General features: G+C 47.3%; 12 protein-coding genes. 2 read left to right on the top strand and 10 right to left on the bottom strand.

Translation table 11 applies throughout. From position 1 onward, the window contains the following. Positions 1-37 precede the first annotated feature (37 nt). From ACTXGE_RS01520 to ACTXGE_RS01485, 8 genes are all read right to left on the bottom strand, one after another. Positions 38-1,189: an NAD(P)/FAD-dependent oxidoreductase gene (locus tag ACTXGE_RS01520; protein WP_443541142.1), complete on the bottom strand. Its 1,152-nt coding sequence runs from the start codon at positions 1,187-1,189 to the stop codon at positions 38-40. A 119-nt stretch (positions 1,190-1,308) separates the two neighbouring features. After that, positions 1,309-3,279 (bottom strand): acetate--CoA ligase, encoded by a 1,971-nt coding sequence (gene acs / locus ACTXGE_RS01515; protein WP_443541143.1) that lies wholly within the window; start codon positions 3,277-3,279, stop codon positions 1,309-1,311. Positions 3,280-3,579: 300 nt separating this feature from the next. Next, positions 3,580-4,812, bottom strand: coding sequence for an ABC transporter substrate-binding protein (locus ACTXGE_RS01510; RefSeq protein ID WP_443541144.1), 1,233 nt, complete (start codon positions 4,810-4,812; stop codon positions 3,580-3,582). Positions 4,813-4,885: 73 nt separating this feature from the next. Beyond that, positions 4,886-6,871 (bottom strand): AMP-dependent synthetase/ligase, encoded by a 1,986-nt coding sequence (locus ACTXGE_RS01505; RefSeq protein WP_443541145.1) that lies wholly within the window; start codon positions 6,869-6,871, stop codon positions 4,886-4,888. Between the two features lie 3 nt (positions 6,872-6,874). Beyond that, on the bottom strand, positions 6,875-7,717 hold the full coding sequence (locus tag ACTXGE_RS01500) for an ABC transporter ATP-binding protein (RefSeq protein ID WP_443541146.1): 843 nt from the start codon (positions 7,715-7,717) through the stop codon (positions 6,875-6,877). Next, positions 7,717-8,484 carry an ABC transporter ATP-binding protein gene (locus ACTXGE_RS01495; RefSeq protein WP_317199562.1) on the bottom strand — a complete coding sequence of 256 codons (768 nt, stop codon included), beginning with the start codon at positions 8,482-8,484 and terminating at the stop codon, positions 7,717-7,719. Before ACTXGE_RS01495 ends, ACTXGE_RS01500 begins: the two co-directional genes overlap by 1 nt. Continuing rightward, entirely contained in the window at positions 8,481-9,578 is a 1,098-nt protein-coding gene (locus ACTXGE_RS01490; protein ID WP_443541147.1) for a branched-chain amino acid ABC transporter permease, read from the bottom strand. Before ACTXGE_RS01490 ends, ACTXGE_RS01495 begins: the two co-directional genes overlap by 4 nt. 49 nt (positions 9,579-9,627) lie before the next feature. After that, positions 9,628-10,506 carry a branched-chain amino acid ABC transporter permease gene (locus tag ACTXGE_RS01485; protein WP_317199564.1) on the bottom strand — a complete coding sequence of 293 codons (879 nt, stop codon included), beginning with the start codon at positions 10,504-10,506 and terminating at the stop codon, positions 9,628-9,630. Between the two features lie 383 nt (positions 10,507-10,889). On the opposite strand from ACTXGE_RS01485, the gene ACTXGE_RS01480 reads away from it, so the two are divergent. Further along, positions 10,890-12,182, top strand: a complete 1,293-nt coding sequence (locus tag ACTXGE_RS01480) for a BaiN/RdsA family NAD(P)/FAD-dependent oxidoreductase (protein ID WP_443541148.1) — start codon at positions 10,890-10,892, stop codon at positions 12,180-12,182. A 196-nt stretch (positions 12,183-12,378) separates the two neighbouring features. Here the strand turns inward: ACTXGE_RS01480 and ACTXGE_RS01475 are convergent, their stop codons facing one another. Beyond that, positions 12,379-13,491 carry an alkene reductase gene (locus ACTXGE_RS01475; protein ID WP_443541149.1) on the bottom strand — a complete coding sequence of 371 codons (1,113 nt, stop codon included), beginning with the start codon at positions 13,489-13,491 and terminating at the stop codon, positions 12,379-12,381. Positions 13,492-13,797: 306 nt separating this feature from the next. On the opposite strand from ACTXGE_RS01475, the gene ACTXGE_RS01470 reads away from it, so the two are divergent. Then, positions 13,798-14,910, top strand: coding sequence for a hypothetical protein (locus tag ACTXGE_RS01470; protein WP_443541150.1), 1,113 nt, complete (start codon positions 13,798-13,800; stop codon positions 14,908-14,910). A gap of 82 nt (positions 14,911-14,992) precedes the next feature. Here ACTXGE_RS01470 and trpB read toward each other — a convergent pair whose 3' ends face one another. Beyond that, complete coding sequence (trpB, locus tag ACTXGE_RS01465) at positions 14,993-16,219, bottom strand: tryptophan synthase subunit beta (RefSeq protein ID WP_443541151.1); 1,227 nt, start codon at positions 16,217-16,219, stop codon at positions 14,993-14,995. Between the last annotated feature and the right edge of the window lie 101 nt (positions 16,220-16,320).

The following is a 16,320-nucleotide window of genomic DNA, read 5'->3' as shown; positions in this document are numbered from 1 at the left end:
ATACTTTATTTAAATATAATAGATTTAAATGTAAAAGCTAATGCTGAAGTATGACTTTAACTGTCTGCTGCGCCATCAAATAAGCACTCTCGATATTACCTTTATGGCACCAGTCGCCACTCACAATCCACTGCTTTTGCTTATCTACTAATATCCCTAACGGCTCGCTGTCCTCGTCGGTCACGGTTGCCGCATAACGCCAGCGATGACAATCAATTTGACTAGGAGCGCTATCGTCATTCCAGTTCAGTGCTTGCTGCGCTGCGACTAATAACTGCGCTCTAATAGTGTCGATGTCCTCATCAACATGCTGCTCTGACCAGTCATTACGGGCGTGAATCGTTATGCTCGGTAGCAGCGCCTCGCGGCCAGGCTTTTGATGTTCCATAAATATTCTATCTAATATAGAGTCCTGCACATAGGCCACGTCCCACGCAGGCTTGTCACTAATTGTCTTTGGTAGATGCGCCAGATCATCCCAACCAAGCATCAAGGTATAACAGGCTAGCATCTTAGGCTGCATTATTTGTGAGAGTTCACTAAAGCCGCTCTCTGCCATCAGCTCAAAAGCTTGCACGTTGGGCGCGGTGCAGATCACCCAATCAAACACGCCTAAGCGCTCACCACTCTCATCAAAAATCTCAGTCTGCTTGCTGGTTAAAGTGCTGTCAGTTTGCAAGTGAGCGTACTGCGCTAATGGTGCAACACGCGTCTTGAATTCAATCGTGCTCTGCTGCAATGTATCGGCCAGCTCTCGGCCCCAACTGGTCATTTTTGGGGTGCTGATATAGCGCGCATGGTCGGTATCCCACTGCTCTTTGACCTCAGTTTTTGCCACGCTCTCTTTGCTGTTGGCAGGCGTTGTATTGACAACCTGTGCAAGCCAAGGCTGCAACAGTCCTGAGTCCAGCCAAGGCGCAATAAAGCGTGAAAACTCAGCTGACTTGGCGGTAAAGAACTGCGCGCCAAAGTCCCACTGCCATTGTTTATCACTGTGTGTACTGCCTGTACGATAACGAGTCGCTAGGCGACCGACGCTACGAGATTTTTCAAAGATAGTAATGCTGACCGTATTGTCACCAAGCGCACGCTCTAACAAAGTCGCCGTAAACAATCCTGTCAGGCCGCCACCGATGATGGCTATTTTAGGGTTATTTTGATCATTAGTAGATGCAGCAGAATGAGTCATAGTGATAACAAGCCTTGTCAGCAGAAAAAAGATGCAGAGAGTATAACAAGCCTATTTTATAGCGCAGCAAAAAGCCATGCTACTTTTGGTAACATGGCTGGTTAAAATCTTAAACGTCACTAACACGGGTGCACTTTATCTTCTGCTTTGACGACCTCAATAATGCTATTGATAACTGTACTGTCCGCAAGCGTTGATAAATCACCAAGTCCGACATACTGTCCAGCGGCCAAGTCGCGCAAGATGCGGCGCATGATTTTGCCTGAACGAGTCTTGGGCAGCGCATCGACGAGGTAGATAGCATCGAGGTTGGCAATAGGTCCAATCTCCATACGCACATGACGGTTGAGTTCTGCTTTTAACGTATCGCTTGCTGCCTCACCCATATTGAGGATAACAAAAGCAGCTATTCCGACGCCGCGAATATCGTGCGGCATGCCAACGACTGCAGCTTCAACGGTCGAGGGGTGCGAGTCGATAGCACTCTCAACTTCGGCGGTACCCAGCCTGTGCCCTGAGACTTTGAGGACATCGTCGACACGGCCTGTAATCCAATAATGATCTTCCTCATCGCGGTATACTCCATCCCCTGTAAAATAAAAGCCTGGGTACTGGGTAAAATAAGTCTCTAAAAACCGCTCATGATCATTGTAAATAGTGCGCATCTGCCCCGGCCAGCTGTTACTAATGACCAGATTACCACCAGCAGGCCCATCTAACACCGTATCATCGGTATCGATCACTTGTGGCACGATACCATAAAGAGGATTCATCGCAGCGCCTGGCTTAAGCGCAGTAGTTCCCGGTATCGGAGCGAGCAAAATACCGCCCGTTTCTGTTTGCCACCACGTATCGACAATAGGACAGCGCCCCTGCCCGACCACCTCAAAGTACCAGTCCCAAGCCTCAGGGTTGATCGGCTCGCCAACGGTGCCAAGCAGGCGCAAACTTGAGCGATCCGACTCTCGCACGAACGCGTCACCCTCTTTCATCATTGAGCGTATAGCTGTGGGCGCAGTGTAGAGTACGCTGACATCATGCTTGTCGATGATCTGACCGATACGTGCCCACGAGGGATATTCAGGGACGCCCTCAAACATCATGGTCGTTGTGCCATTAGCAAGCGGCGCATAAACGCTATAGGTATGACCTGTAATCCAGCCAACATCAGCAGTACACCAATAGATGTCATCGTCTTTTATATCGAACACATCGCAAAAGGTCGATAGCGCATAAGTGATATAGCCGCCTGTGGTATGTAGCACACCTTTTGGCTTGCCCGTTGAGCCTGAGGTATAGAGCATAAACAACGGATCCTCGCTATCCATAACTTCAGGCTCGCAATGCTCATTTTCACTACTAATAAGGGTATGATACCAGACGTCACGGCGACCACTCATCGGTACCGAATTGCCTGTGCGGTGGACGACGACCACTTGGTTGACGCAGCTTGTACCTTCCATATTGAGCGCGCGATCGACATTGGCTTTGAGCGGGGTAATCTTGTCACCGCGCAAGCCCTCGTCCGCGGTAATGACGAGTTTGGACTGGCTATCGACAATGCGATTGCCTAGGCTCTCAGCAGAGAAGCCGCCGAACACTACCGAATGCACCGCGCCAATACGCGCGCAGGCCAGCATAGCGACGATAGCTTCAGGTATCATCGGTAGATAGATGGTGACGCGGTCGCCTTTAGCGATGCCCATTTTGCGCATGGCATTCCCTAAGCGGCATACTTCGTTATGCAGCTCTTTAAAGGAGATAATTTTGTGCTGAGAGGGATGATTGCCTTCCCAGATAATCGCAGGCTTGTGCGGATTGGCTTTGAGGTGACGATCTAGACAATTAGCGGCGATATTGAGAGTGCCATCCTCGAACCACTTGATACGAAAATCGTCTAGATCATAACTGACATCGCTAATGATAGTCGGCGCTTTAATCCAGTCAATCCTCTGGGCGCGCTTGGCCCAAAAAGCATCAGTGTCATCGGTTGAGGCCACCGACATCTTGTAGTCATCAGCATACTGCTTAGGTGAGGTGTTGGCAGTAGCAGCAAACTCTGCTGGTACAGGGAATGATTCTTGAGTCATGGTCATCTTCCTTTGACAGTATTATAGGGCGCTATATATCATGACGCCTCATAGCAGTTTGGCAAATAAGCGGATTCGTTGCAAGGTGTTGACTACGAATGACAACAATTTCAATTTACAATTGTACACTTATAACATTAAAATCTGTACAGCTACAAAATAAGGCATTGTATCGATAGCTATTACTGAGCGTTTTTTGAGTAGTTATTAAGCTATAACTTGTCAAAACTAAGGCCCAAAAGTAAAACAAGCCATACGGGTGTATGGCTTGTTGGTTACAAAATCGGAAGACGTAGCAAACTACTTAAGCTGAGTTACGGTTTTCCATGCGCCGTTTTGTACTTGCGATAAGTAAATATCGTTGATCGCGACATGGCTCTCAGGCGAAATAGCGACTGTCGATCCTGTTACCCCATCTACGAAGCTGACGGTCTCCATACCAGTGTTAAAGGTATCGGCATTTAAATCTTTGCCTGCAGCTTTTAGACCTTCAACAGTTACTTTAGCTGAAAGATAACCAAGAATAGCGCCTGCTGATACATCCTCACCGGTTGCTGCTTTGTACTTATCGACAAAAGCTTTGGTCTCAGGCTCGTTCGCTCTTAGCGCCAAATCATTGTAGTACGATACGGCATATAGCCCTTCACTAGCGCCGCCTGGAGCATCGGCAACGGCGGGATGAAAGCCTGTGACAGGTGCGACAAACTTGACATCAGTCCAGCCCATAGCGTTTGCGGTACCGACTGCGGTGATAGCGCCGCGAATGGTGAGAGACAATGCGACAAGATCACAATCTGCTTCTTTTAGCTTAGCGATTGCTCCTGCAAAGTCTGTCTCATCTGGACGATGCGAGCTTGCCATTACTAAGGTAACATTAGGATTGTTGTCAGTGATATCTTTGGCCGCCTCATTAGTCTCTTCACCATAATCTGAAGGGATATACATGACGCATATATTGCTCATATTATTTTCGGCAATCAGGTACTCCATGCCTAATTTTATGGAGTCATAATAAGTACTACCAGAGGTATAACGACGATCAAAATCGCCCTCTTCTTGCATAGCGCGCGCAAAGGTGAGCGGCATGACACTAGGGACATTGGCGCGATCCATAATAGGGAAACTCGCTAAGTTGTGCGGGGTACCTAGCGACATTAGCATGGCAAATACTTTATCACGGCTCACAAGCTTATTGGCAGACTGTACCGCTTTTGGTACTTGATAAGAGTGATCTTCGACGATGTAGCGAATCATGCGACCGTTGACGCCGCCTGCTGCATTGACTTCATCAAAGTACATATTAGCGCCTGCTACTGCAGGATTACCAAATCCTGCAAACGGACCTGATAGGTCATTAGCACTACCAAGGAGGATCTCAGTATCCGTTACGCCTTGTACAGGTACGTCACTCTTAGTAGCAGCGGTTTCAGTATCTGTGCCGCTCGCCGCTGGCGTCTCTGAATTGCTACAGCCGACCAGCCCTATCGTACCGACAGATAGTGCTAGTAGCGTGGTCTTGAATGTCCATTTCATTGCCTCTCTCCTTGCGACTTAAGTCGCTGTTAGTGTTCACTTTTGATACTGCCGTTTGTGCAAAAAATCTAAACTAGTACATAGAATCGATAAGCGCGCGGTGTTTTTTCTCAACGAGATTTCTTTTGAGTTTCATAGTTGCTGTTAATTCATCATCCTCAGGACTGAGCAGCACATCGATAAGGCGAAAATGCTTGATCGTCTCCACTTGCGCTAGTGTCTTATTGGTGTCTTGAATCACCTCATCTATTAAGGCGATAACTTCTGGCGCATGACACAGCGAACGAAAATCTGAGAACATGACCTGATTGTCTTGCGCAAACTTTTCGACATTTTCTTGATCGATCATAACCAAACAGCTTAGATATTTGCGTCTATCGCCAATGATGACCGCGTCTGAGATATAAGGCGAGAATTTAAGTTTGCTCTCGATAGCGGCTGGCGTGACGTTTTTGCCGCCTGCGGTAATGATAATGTCTTTGATACGACCTGTGATAAATATATAGCCATCCCTTATCTCACCAACATCACCTGTATGAAGCCAGCCATCACGTATATCCTCAGCGGTTTTTTCAGGCTTGTTCCAGTAGCCGGCAAACACGTGACCGCCCTTTACGAGTATCTCTCCATTGTCTGCGATACGCACTTGTGAATTTGGCAGTGCTCTACCTACGCTGCCAGGCATTTGCTCCTCAGGCGTATTTACCGATATTACCCCTGTGCTCTCCGTCATGCCGTAGCCTTCATAGATAGGCACACCTATGGCATGAAACCAGCGGATAATATCGAGCGATATGGGCGCCGCCCCTGTGGTTGCGCGGCGGATATTACTCATGCCTATCAGGTCACGTATTTTGTATAACACCAGCTTATCCCAAAACTGATAACGCAGGCGTTGACCCGTTGTCGGCGTGTTGCCTGCCATCGTGATATCCGCGTAGTCATGACCAGCTTTTATAGCCTTATCGAAGGCCCAGCCGTTCAATGCACTGGCATCGCTACGCATATTACTGATGGAGGCATACATCTTTTCCCACAGCCTTGGTACGGCAGTAAAGGTATCGGGCGAGACCTCTTTCATGTTCTCAAATACTGTCTCAGTGCTCTCAGCGAAGTTGACGATACAGCCTCGATGAATAGGCAGATCTACTGAGGTGAGGCGCTCAAGCACATGACATAAGGGCAGAAAACACAGCTGCTCATCAGTGGGCAAAATAGGCAGGGTATCGATGCTGGTTTTTAGCTCAAAGAGGATATTGGCGTGGGTGAGAATAGCGCCTTTTGGATCGCCTGTGGTACCAGAGGTATAGATAAGGGTGCGGACATCGTTTGCGTCTCCTTGATCAATATAAGCGCTAAAACGCTCTATTGCACTGTCCACGTTTTGACCGATAGTATATAGCTCATCTAAAAATATCACCTGATCATCGTCTAGGCTACGCAGACCTTTGCTATCAAAGACGATCACCTTTTTGACATGAGGCGTCTGCTCACGAATTTCCAAAAATTTATGCAATTGCTCATCGTTCTCGGCGATCAAAAACTTAGAATGACTATCCTTTAATATATAAGCGAGCTGCTCGGGACTGTCTGTGGTGTAGACGCCGTTGGGTATGGCGCCCACCGCGCAGACACCCATATCACAATAGAGCCATTCCTTGTTATCTTCACTTAGTATAGAGACAGTGTCGCCTTTACTTAGGCCAAGCTCGACGAGCGCCATGCCGATATCGCAGCTGCGCTGATAATAATCAGTCCAGCTGTGACTTTGCCAGATGCCAAAGGCTTTTTCGCGATGCGCAATCTTGTCGCCCCGCGCGAGGCACACTTGTCGCCACAGTTTGCTTAACGTATCGCAGCCTTCTAGGATTTGCGGCTCATGATTGTACGGGGCATTACGTATTTTTTTATGAGTATCATGACTGCTGTTTTGGTCAGATAAATGACGGGGCTGATCGTGAGACGCGGTGCTGTAGTTAGGTGCGATCGTAGTGACCGCCGTAGTAGAAGACGAAGAATCGCGTTTAGCATTAACATTAGTATCAATAGAAGTAGTCATGTCTTATCGCCAAGTCTTTTTGCGTTTCCAGCGAGTGGCTGTCGCAGTGTTGTCTTTGGTTTGTCCCAAATAGAACTCTTTAATATCATCAGAGTGCATCAATTGGTCCGCTGAGCCTGCCATAACGATACGCCCGGTCTCAAGCACATAGCCGTAATCCGCTGCTGCCAAGGCTACCCTTGCGTTTTGCTCAACGAGTAAAATGGTCACGCCTTGCTCTTTATTAAGTCTGCGAATAATCGTAAATATCTCTTGCACCAGTAGTGGCGAGAGTCCAAGAGAGGGCTCATCAAGGAGCATAAGAGAGGGCCGTGACATCAGCCCGCGCCCGATAGCGAGCATCTGCTGCTGACCGCCTGACATGGTGCCAGCCGCTTGGGCGCGCCGATCTTTGAGTATAGGAAAGTACTCATATATCATCTCGACATCACGCTGTATCTCACCTTTATCGCGCCGCGTATAAGCGCCCATCGCTAAGTTCTCAGCGACATTCAAGAACGGAAATACCTCGCGCCCTTCTGGTACGTGCGAGAGTCCCTTTTTGACCAAGCGATCAGGCTCGATACCATCGATACGCTCACCGTGGAACCATACTGCGCCTTTACGGGGATTGATGACACCAGAGACAGTTTTCATCAGGGTCGTTTTGCCTGCGCCATTAGCGCCTAAAATGGTGACGACTTTGCCTTCTGGCACCTCCAAACTCACGCCTCGCAGCGCCATGACCGGACCATAAGCGGACTCTAAATTACGCACCTCTAACACGTTGTTTTTGATCTCAGAGTCGACCAAATTCATCTGGGTTGCAGGTGCGGCAGACGATAGCGGCTTTTTAATCGTTGACATCACGCACCCTCCTGACCTAGATAGGCCTCGATAACTTGTGGATTGGCTTGTACATCGGCGGCGGACCCTTGCGCCAAAAACTTACCTTCAGCCACTGCCAATACTCGATCTGATACCCGATTTACTAGGCTCATGTCATGCTCTACCATTAGGATCGTTAGACCAAGATCCTTTTGCATATCCTCAATCCACCACGCCATCTCAGATGTCTCCTCGACGCTGAGACCAGAGGCGGGCTCATCGAGCAAAATAAGCTTGGGGTTCGCCGCTAATGCGCGCGCAATCTCGACAACCTTTCTAATACCATAGGGCAAGCCTGCAATCAGCTTATCCCGATAAGGGGCTAACTCTAAAAAATCGATGATCCTCTCGACATGCAATCGATGCTCGCGCTCACTACGGCGCACCTTTGGTAAAAACAACAAATCTTGTATCCACGAGGTATTGCGCTGAGAATGGCGACCGATGAGCAAGTTTTGTAGCACGCTTGAATGATCAAACAATTCAATGTTTTGAAACGTACGGGCGATACCTAGTTTGGCGATATCGTGAGCAGGCAGCTTAGTAATGTCGGTACCATCAAAGGTAATACGACCACTGAGCGGCTCGTACAGACGGCTAATTAAGTTAAAAATCGTTGACTTGCCTGCGCCATTGGGGCCGACAATCGTGAATATCTCGCCCTCGTTTACCTCAAAGCTGATGTTATCTACAGCTTTTACACCGCCAAAGGCAATAGATAAGGAGTCGACTTGTAATAAGCTCATCGCATACGCTCCGTTTTAAGATAAGTTTTGGAACGGCGAAACAGACCTTTTCGATACAGTGGAAATAGCTGAAACCAAGTCCGTATTTTTATCCACATACCGTATATGCCGCGTGGCTCATAAATGATCATAATCACGATAACTAGAGCAAAAAGCGCGGTGTCGACACCAGGGATGCTAGTGATGCTAGAGCCTGTGCTTTGACCGACAACGTCGCCTAAGATTGCAATGACTTGCGGTAATAAGACCACGACGACGGCACCAAAAAACGCCCCGTGTATAGAGCCTAGGCCGCCAATGACGATCTGTAATAGTATGGTGATAGAGATAATAACCGTAAAGCTCTCGTAGTTGACCGCTTGCACGAAATGCCCGTACATAGCGCCGCCGATAGCGGTAATCGCGCAAGATATGCTAAAGGCAAGGGTTTTGGCTTGCGGTACATTGACGCCAAGCGCGCGGGCGGAGACTTCGCTATCTCTAATGGCTAAAAAGGAGCGCCCCGTACCGCTTCTAAGCAAATTGATATATCCCAAGGTCACAAGTATCACAAGCACAAGGCACAAGTAATAAAAAGCTTTTGGCGTAATGTAGCGATCGATGGTGTAGCCAAAGAGGTTAATCGGAGAGGCAAAGGTGCCAGAGATGCCGCCAGTAATCGGCTCAGCTACAATCGCAATATCCTCGACGATAATACTGAGCGCTAAGGTTGCAATAGCCAAATAGATACCGCTAGTTCTCAGAATCGGTCTGGCAATGATGGCGCCGATAACCCCAGTGATGAGCGCGCAGGCAACCAAAGCGGGGAAAAAATTCCAGCCCCGTGCCATTAGCGCCATATGACTAAATGCCCCTATCGCCATAAAGGCGGCGTGACCTAAGCTGACCTGTCCTGTATGTCCCGTCAACAGCATCAGACCAAGACCTGTGATAGACCAGATCAATATGGCGCTCAGCTCGCTGATGTAATAGTTACTAAGTAACCAAGGTGCCATTAACAGGAGCAAAAGCAGCAAACCATATTTTATAAGCTGGCTTTTATCCTCAAAGATATTGATATCTTGATCGTAACTGTGTTTAAACTGGGATTTCATTGGCAGTATTCATCCTTGAAATGTTTTAGTCATCCTTGACTCAACGCGTCTATACTTTTTTCTGTTTGACCTGAGAAAAAATACCGCCCGGGCGTACGATTAACACAATAAGCATCACCACATAAGGCGCAATTTGACTCAAACCCAGCGGCAAATAGCGACCTGCAAAGGGCTCTATAATCCCAACTAATAATCCACCAGCTAAAGCTCCAGGCAAGGAGCCTAAGCCGCCGATGACCGCAGCGGCAAAGGCCTTGATACCAAATAGCAAACCAACTGAGGGCTCGATAGCGCCTTTTGCCGCAAACAATATACCAGCAAGGGCGGCGACAACGCCTGACAATGCCCAAACGATACCATTGACCCGCTTAACCGGAATACCCATATAGTAGGCGGCCATCTGATTTTGACTACTCGCCTGCATAGCAATGCCGAGGCGGGTATGAGCAAAAAAGAAGTATAAAACGGAGGTTAACGCAATGGTGGATATGATGATGATGATATCGACGTAAGCGATACTTAGCGAGCCGAGTGCTATCATCTGGCCTGAAAACGGCGTCTGTAGAGAAACGGGGCTATGTCCCCAGATGACACCGGCGACAAAGCGCATCAAAAAGCCAAGCGAGATGGTCAGGATTACCATAGCAAATTGCGGCTGACCAAAGATACCACGCAGTACAAAGCGATCGAGTAAGTAACCAAATGCGCCCATAATAACGGCAGCAAAGGTAATACCCAATAAGAAAGGAAGGTTAGCTTGATCAGTATTAATAAAGGATATGCCTAAAAAGGCACCGAGCATGAGCATATCGCCTTGAGCGAAATTTACCGCTTCTGAAGCTTTGTAAATCAATACAAAACCTAGCGCCAATAGCCCATAGATACAACCATTAGCAATCCCGCTAATGAGCAGTTGTAGGATATCCATAAAGTCCCTTTTGTCTTAACATTGTCATCCGTGACCCTGTTTAAAGTAGCCATTTAAATAGGCTGCTTTCTGATTGTGCTCTTAAAGAATATCATTTTCTTTAAGTTAAAATTATTTAGATATCAGCAAGCTAGCACCTAAAATACTAGTAACAAATAATCTTAGGACTTTCACTCTATAGCAACTCATTATTGATGTCTATAAAGAATATCGGTTTATTTGGTGGGGTTATTCATTAACATGACATTAGTAGAGAAAGCTTGTTTAAATCTTTCATAAAGCGCATTTATCTTGAAATAAGCGAGCAGGCGCGCCTAAACGTCTCATGACTTACCATGATATAATTTGACCCTTTATCTAATCCTATTCTAAAAGTTGCCACCATGAGTCAAATGCCAAGCCAAACGCCAATAGCCAAGTCAGATAACCAATTCGATGTCATCATCATTGGCGCTGGCGCTTCAGGCTTGTACTGCGCGTTGACCGCAGGTCGTAGAGGTCGCCGCGTGCTGGTGCTTGATCACGCCAATAAAGTCGGCAAAAAAATCCTTATGTCGGGCGGCGGTCGTTGCAACTTTACCAATTACTTCGTTGAGCCTGAGCATTTTGTCAGTGACAACCCGCATTTTTGCAAGTCAGCACTGAGCCGTTATCCTAGCTGGGAGTTCATCGCTATGGTTGAGGCGCACAATATCGCCTATCACGAACGTGAGCACGGTCAGCTGTTTTGTGATAATTCTGCGCAAGATATCGTCACTATGCTGCTAGATGAATGTGCGGCGGTAGGCGTACAAATACGTATCAATACACAAATCGATAAGGTGACTGTCATCGATGACACACCTAACAACTTTGTGCTAATGACCCGTAAAAAACTCAGTAAAAAAGATGTCGCAAACGATGTAAAACCCTCAAGCCATACATATAGCTGTGCCTCACTAGTGGTAGCAACAGGCGGTCTATCTATTCCGACGATGGGTGCAAGCGGTCTCGGCTATGAGCTGGCGCAGCAATTTGGGCATACGCTGATTCACACTGATGCCAGCCTCGTACCCTTTACCTTTACGGATAAAACAGGCGAGCTGATTCGGGCTTTGGCAGGTATTAGCTTGCCCGTAGTGGCGAGCAATGAGCGTACCTCATTTAAGTTGCCGCTACTGTTCACTCACCGCGGCCTGTCTGGTCCTGCCATGCTCCAGCTCTCCAACTACTGGGAAACGGGCGAGAATATCACTATTAATCTGCTACCTGATATCGATGTCACTGCCCTACTCCTCGCGCACAAAACCTCTCATCCCAAGCAGCTTATCCGTACGGTCTTAAGCGACAATACTAATAACGCTTTACCCAAAAAGCTACTGGTCGCCCTGCAATCTATGCTATGGGATGATAGCAAAGACATTGAGCTTGCCAATATCAGAGATGAACGTCTAAGCGCAATCGGTAATGCAATCAATAGCTGGCAGCTTAAACCTTCAGGCACTGAAGGTTATCGTACTGCTGAGGCCACACGTGGCGGCATCAAAACCGATGAGGTCTCATCAAAGACCATGCAAAGCCGATTGCAAGAGGATCTGTACTTTATCGGGGAAGTGCTCGATGTCACAGGCTGGCTTGGCGGTTATAACTTTCAGTGGGCTTGGGCAAGTGGTTTTGTTTGCGGAGAGGTGGTGTAGAAGAGTATTTTATAAATAACAGACAGTAAAAAGCCTCGACAACATGAAGCTATCGAGGCTTTTGAATCTTGAGAATGATACTATTTAGAGTTTTTGCGTAGGCTGGGTTTTTAATCCAGTTTTAAACTTTGCAAAAGCTAGATGCTGGGTTAAAAACCCAGCCTACAATAGTTTATGCTAAGTTAAAGGTTACGGATTATGCCTGCTTATGATCTAAATACGGATAATCGGTATAGCCTTCGCTACCGCCGCCATAAAAGCTTTCTGGATGCTGCTCATTAAGCGGTGCATTCTGACGGATACGCTCTGCTAGGTCAGGATTGGCGATAAAGTCACGACCAAAGGCGGCAGCATCAATGTAGCCTTCGCGTACATTTCTCTCAGCCTTTTCGGCAGTATAGCCACCCGCTGCAATAATGGTATTATCAAAAGCATCACGAATACGCTGACGGAAACCATTATTGTACGGCGTACCACCCGCCCAATCTGGCTCAGAGAGATGAAGATACATCAGATCACGTTTGTTGATTTGCTCAATCAGCCAGATGTTGTCGTCTTCCTCATAGCCTGCTTCTACGGCGTTAAACGTACCTTGTGGCGAGAGTCTGACACCGACATGATCGTTGTCCCACTCTTTGACACAAGCATCAATGATATCTAACGTTAGACGCGCGCGGTTCTCACGACTACCGCCATACTCGTCATCACGCTTGTTGGTTTGCTCCACCCAAAACTGATGCAACAGATAGCCATGAGCGCCATGTACTTCTACGCCATCAAACCCTGCCTCTTTCGCCGTTTTGGTTGCATGAGCAAAGTCTGCAATGACTTGTTTGATTTCATCGAGCGTCGCAGCGCGTGGCGGCGTGGTCTCAACGCGGATCGCATTATTATCGCTATCACGCAATGAGGTACGAGCGCCGACTTCAACGTCTGATGCTGAGATGGGCGCTTTGCCATCAGGTTGTACGCTATCATGCGATACCAGACCAGTATGCCATAGCTGTACGACGATCTTACCGCCTTTGGCATGGACATTGTCAACGATCGCTTTCCACGCGGTCATTTGATCTTGCGTGTGCACGCCAGGCGCGCCTGCATAGCCTTTGGCTTGGAACGACACTTGCGTGGCCTCAGCGATCACCAGACCTGCGCCAGCGGCGCGCTGCGAGTAATATTCACCTGCTAGAGCAGTTGGTACATCGCCTGGCTCAACTGCGCGCAGACGGGTGAGCGGTGCCATAATAATGCGATTTTTTAGAGTTTGGGTACCCATTTTTACGGGTTCAAATAGATTGTCATATGCCATAAAAGTGCCTTGTTTGTCGTTGTTGACTTGTAGTTGTTGAATGAATGCTCAATACGATATGTTCAGTACTATAAAGGAATCTGCTAGCGACTCTGAAAAGTTTATAAGTGATTAAGTCAACAGAATGTATCTTTACGTGCTGTGAGCGTAAAATAACTGGTGAGCGAGTGATTTGCTTGATGAGGCACGAGCGCTGCTATTCAAGTTTGATTTACAAACGAATACATGAAGCCAAAGTATCTCATCAAACCTAAAATATATTCTCAAATCTTACGATCTCATTTATTGATTATAGGAGCACCCTTAGTGCAAAAAACCCTAATGCCTTTGATAATAGCTATTAGCTTATTACCTCTGACGGCTTGCAAGCCCAATCCAGACATGACCCATCCTGCGCCTGCTCAAACAGATAACACTGCGATTACAGAAGCCACAACGGCAAAATCACTGACCAAAGCGGTCGTATCTGCGTCTGAAAATCAGCTGACAAATGAGCTTATTTGTACAAGGCTGAGTCAGACTATAAATAAGATCGATAATACGAGTAAAATTGAGGACATTTATGCCCTTGAGCGCCAGTTAAACGCCTGCCTACCCATCGCCAATAATTCTGAGATATTAAAGTGGCTCACGGACTATCAAGCGATGTATGCCCGTTTTTTGTCCCTCGATCATAATGTGGTCGATGAAAACTTTTATACCATCATGAGCCTAGCGGAACAACACATCGAAGTGCCATCAGAACACCTAAAAACGACCAGCCCACGTTTGCGCTATCTGATCAAGCTGGTGGAGAGTGATGCTGATGTGAGCGTGCTGTATTTGGGAGAAGGCGAGTACCAGTTTCATCATGATCTGCAAGCGATGGCAGATATCTTTACTCCATACTTGCCAAGCGATCAGACCAAGTTTGTTGAGCGTATGGCCATGGATAATCAACAGATATTTTGGTTCGATGCGGCGATTGCTTTTTCTTTTAATGAGCTGATTGAGCGCACTCTATTTTGGGAGGCTTATACTCGTCAGTATCCAGAGAGTTATTTCATTGATGAAGCCAAATCGCTATTTGAGAAGTATCGCTATTTAGTATTTTTTGGTTCAGAAAATACGCAGTGGACGGATGATACTATTCGTGAATTTTATGACAGTAAAGATGAGCAAACTATGCAAGAAGTGGCTGAGATTCCCAATCAACTTTTGGCAACAGACGCACAAATCTTTCTAGATTTTATGACGTTGTCAGACAGCGAGCGGCAACAGCAATATCCTATACCGCCTACAGACAATAGCAATGACAAAATGAATAAGCGAGCGCTTGCCTATGCGCAGCTCGCGCAAGCGTTATCACTGACCTCTCCTTGGCGTACGAGCAATAAGAGTTGTAGCGCTGGCGTGATTTGTGTAGATAATGACGGATAAACAACGACGTTAAATAAAAAAACGTTTGATAGAGCATACTATCAAACGTTTTTTTATATCAAAAGCAGATAGGATTTGTGCTCTATAGCGTCACTTTGTCCAAAATAAAATCAATATCTTTATCGCCGCGCCCTGATAGATTGACTAATATAGTCTCATCAGGCGACATGTCTTTTGCCACTCGCATCGCATAGGCAATGGCGTGTGCGGTTTCAAGCGCTGGGATGATACCCTCTAATCGTGACAACGCCATAAAAGCGTTCAAACACTCGCTATCGGTTGCCGACTCGTAAGTCGCCATATTCTTATCTTTTAGTAGCGAATGCTGCGGGCCGACGCCTGGATAATCAAGACCTGAGGCGATTGAATGCACAGGCGCAGGCTCGCCCTCTTTATCTAGTAGCACGTAGCATTTAAAGCCATGAATCTCACCCTTGATCCCAAGCGTCATCGTCGCCGCATGATTAGGGGTATCCAAGCCCTCACCCGCAGGCTCGACGCCTACCTTTTCAACGTCCGTATCACCCAAAAAGCCACTAAAGATACCGATAGCATTGGAGCCGCCGCCAACACAAGCGACTACTTTATTAGGTAATTGACCAGTCGTCTCCAAGAACTGCGTACGCGCTTCACGACCGACTACCGACTGAAAGTAGCTGACGATTTCAGGATAAGGCGCTGGCCCGAGCGCTGAACCAATCGCAAACATACTGTTATCTAAATCACCAAGATAGGTCTCAAACGCGCTATCGACCGCTTCTTTTAGCGTGCCTGCGCCGCGCGAGACGGGTACTATTTTGGCACCTAAGATTTTCATTCGGCTAACATTAGGATGCTCTTTTTCGATATCGACCACGCCCATATGGATCTCACACTCGACGCCCATTAGCGCCGCTGCGGTTGCTAACGCCACACCATGTTGTCCTGCGCCTGTCTCGGCGATGACTTTAGTTTTGCCGAGCTTTTTGGCGAGCAGTACTTCACCCAAGCAGTGATTAATCTTGTGCGCGCCCGTATGGTTTAGGTCTTCACGTTTAAAATAAATCTGCGCGCCGCCGCAATGCTCGGTTAAGCGCTTAGCATGGAATATCGGGCTTGGCCTGCCAACGTAAGTCTCGCGCAGACGTTTCATCTCTGCGATAAAGTCGTCTTCTTTGATGATCTCACGAAAGCCTGCTTCAATCTCTTCCATAGCTTTTTCCAATTCGGGATGACCGATCTTGCCGCCAAACTCGCCATAAAGACCGTCGCTGCTGGGCAGGAGTAATTGATGTAAGCCGTAACTATTTGCCGCATTGTCAGTCGTCATGTTTTAACCTTTTGGTGATCTATTTTGAGATGCTGTCGTAAGCTGATACAAATTTTAGGGCAAGTGTTATAACAGGTCAAGGAGCACTTAAGGCTTATTTA

The sequence above is a fragment of the Psychrobacter sp. T6-4 genome, assembly GCF_052258425.1.
GTDB lineage: Bacteria > Pseudomonadota > Gammaproteobacteria > Pseudomonadales > Moraxellaceae > Psychrobacter.
Note: the sequence above shows the minus strand (reverse complement) of the source record. Positions and strands in the feature narration are given on the sequence as shown.

What these genes read in the sequence shown, in the direction of transcription:
- ACTXGE_RS01520 (WP_443541142.1), bottom strand. Translation starts at nt 1,189, where the DNA reads ATGACTCATTCTGCTGCATCTACTAATGATCAAAATAACCCTAAAATA.
- acs (WP_443541143.1), bottom strand. Translation starts at nt 3,279, where the DNA reads ATGACTCAAGAATCATTCCCTGTACCAGCAGAGTTTGCTGCTACTGCC.
- ACTXGE_RS01510 (WP_443541144.1), bottom strand. Translation starts at nt 4,812, where the DNA reads ATGAAATGGACATTCAAGACCACGCTACTAGCACTATCTGTCGGTACG.
- ACTXGE_RS01505 (WP_443541145.1), bottom strand. Translation starts at nt 6,871, where the DNA reads ATGACTACTTCTATTGATACTAATGTTAATGCTAAACGCGATTCTTCG.
- ACTXGE_RS01500 (WP_443541146.1), bottom strand. Translation starts at nt 7,717, where the DNA reads ATGTCAACGATTAAAAAGCCGCTATCGTCTGCCGCACCTGCAACCCAG.
- ACTXGE_RS01495 (WP_317199562.1), bottom strand. Translation starts at nt 8,484, where the DNA reads ATGAGCTTATTACAAGTCGACTCCTTATCTATTGCCTTTGGCGGTGTA.
- ACTXGE_RS01490 (WP_443541147.1), bottom strand. Translation starts at nt 9,578, where the DNA reads ATGAAATCCCAGTTTAAACACAGTTACGATCAAGATATCAATATCTTT.
- ACTXGE_RS01485 (WP_317199564.1), bottom strand. Translation starts at nt 10,506, where the DNA reads ATGGATATCCTACAACTGCTCATTAGCGGGATTGCTAATGGTTGTATC.
- ACTXGE_RS01480 (WP_443541148.1), top strand. Translation starts at nt 10,890, where the DNA reads ATGAGTCAAATGCCAAGCCAAACGCCAATAGCCAAGTCAGATAACCAA.
- ACTXGE_RS01475 (WP_443541149.1), bottom strand. Translation starts at nt 13,491, where the DNA reads ATGGCATATGACAATCTATTTGAACCCGTAAAAATGGGTACCCAAACT.
- trpB (WP_443541151.1), bottom strand. Translation starts at nt 16,219, where the DNA reads ATGACGACTGACAATGCGGCAAATAGTTACGGCTTACATCAATTACTC.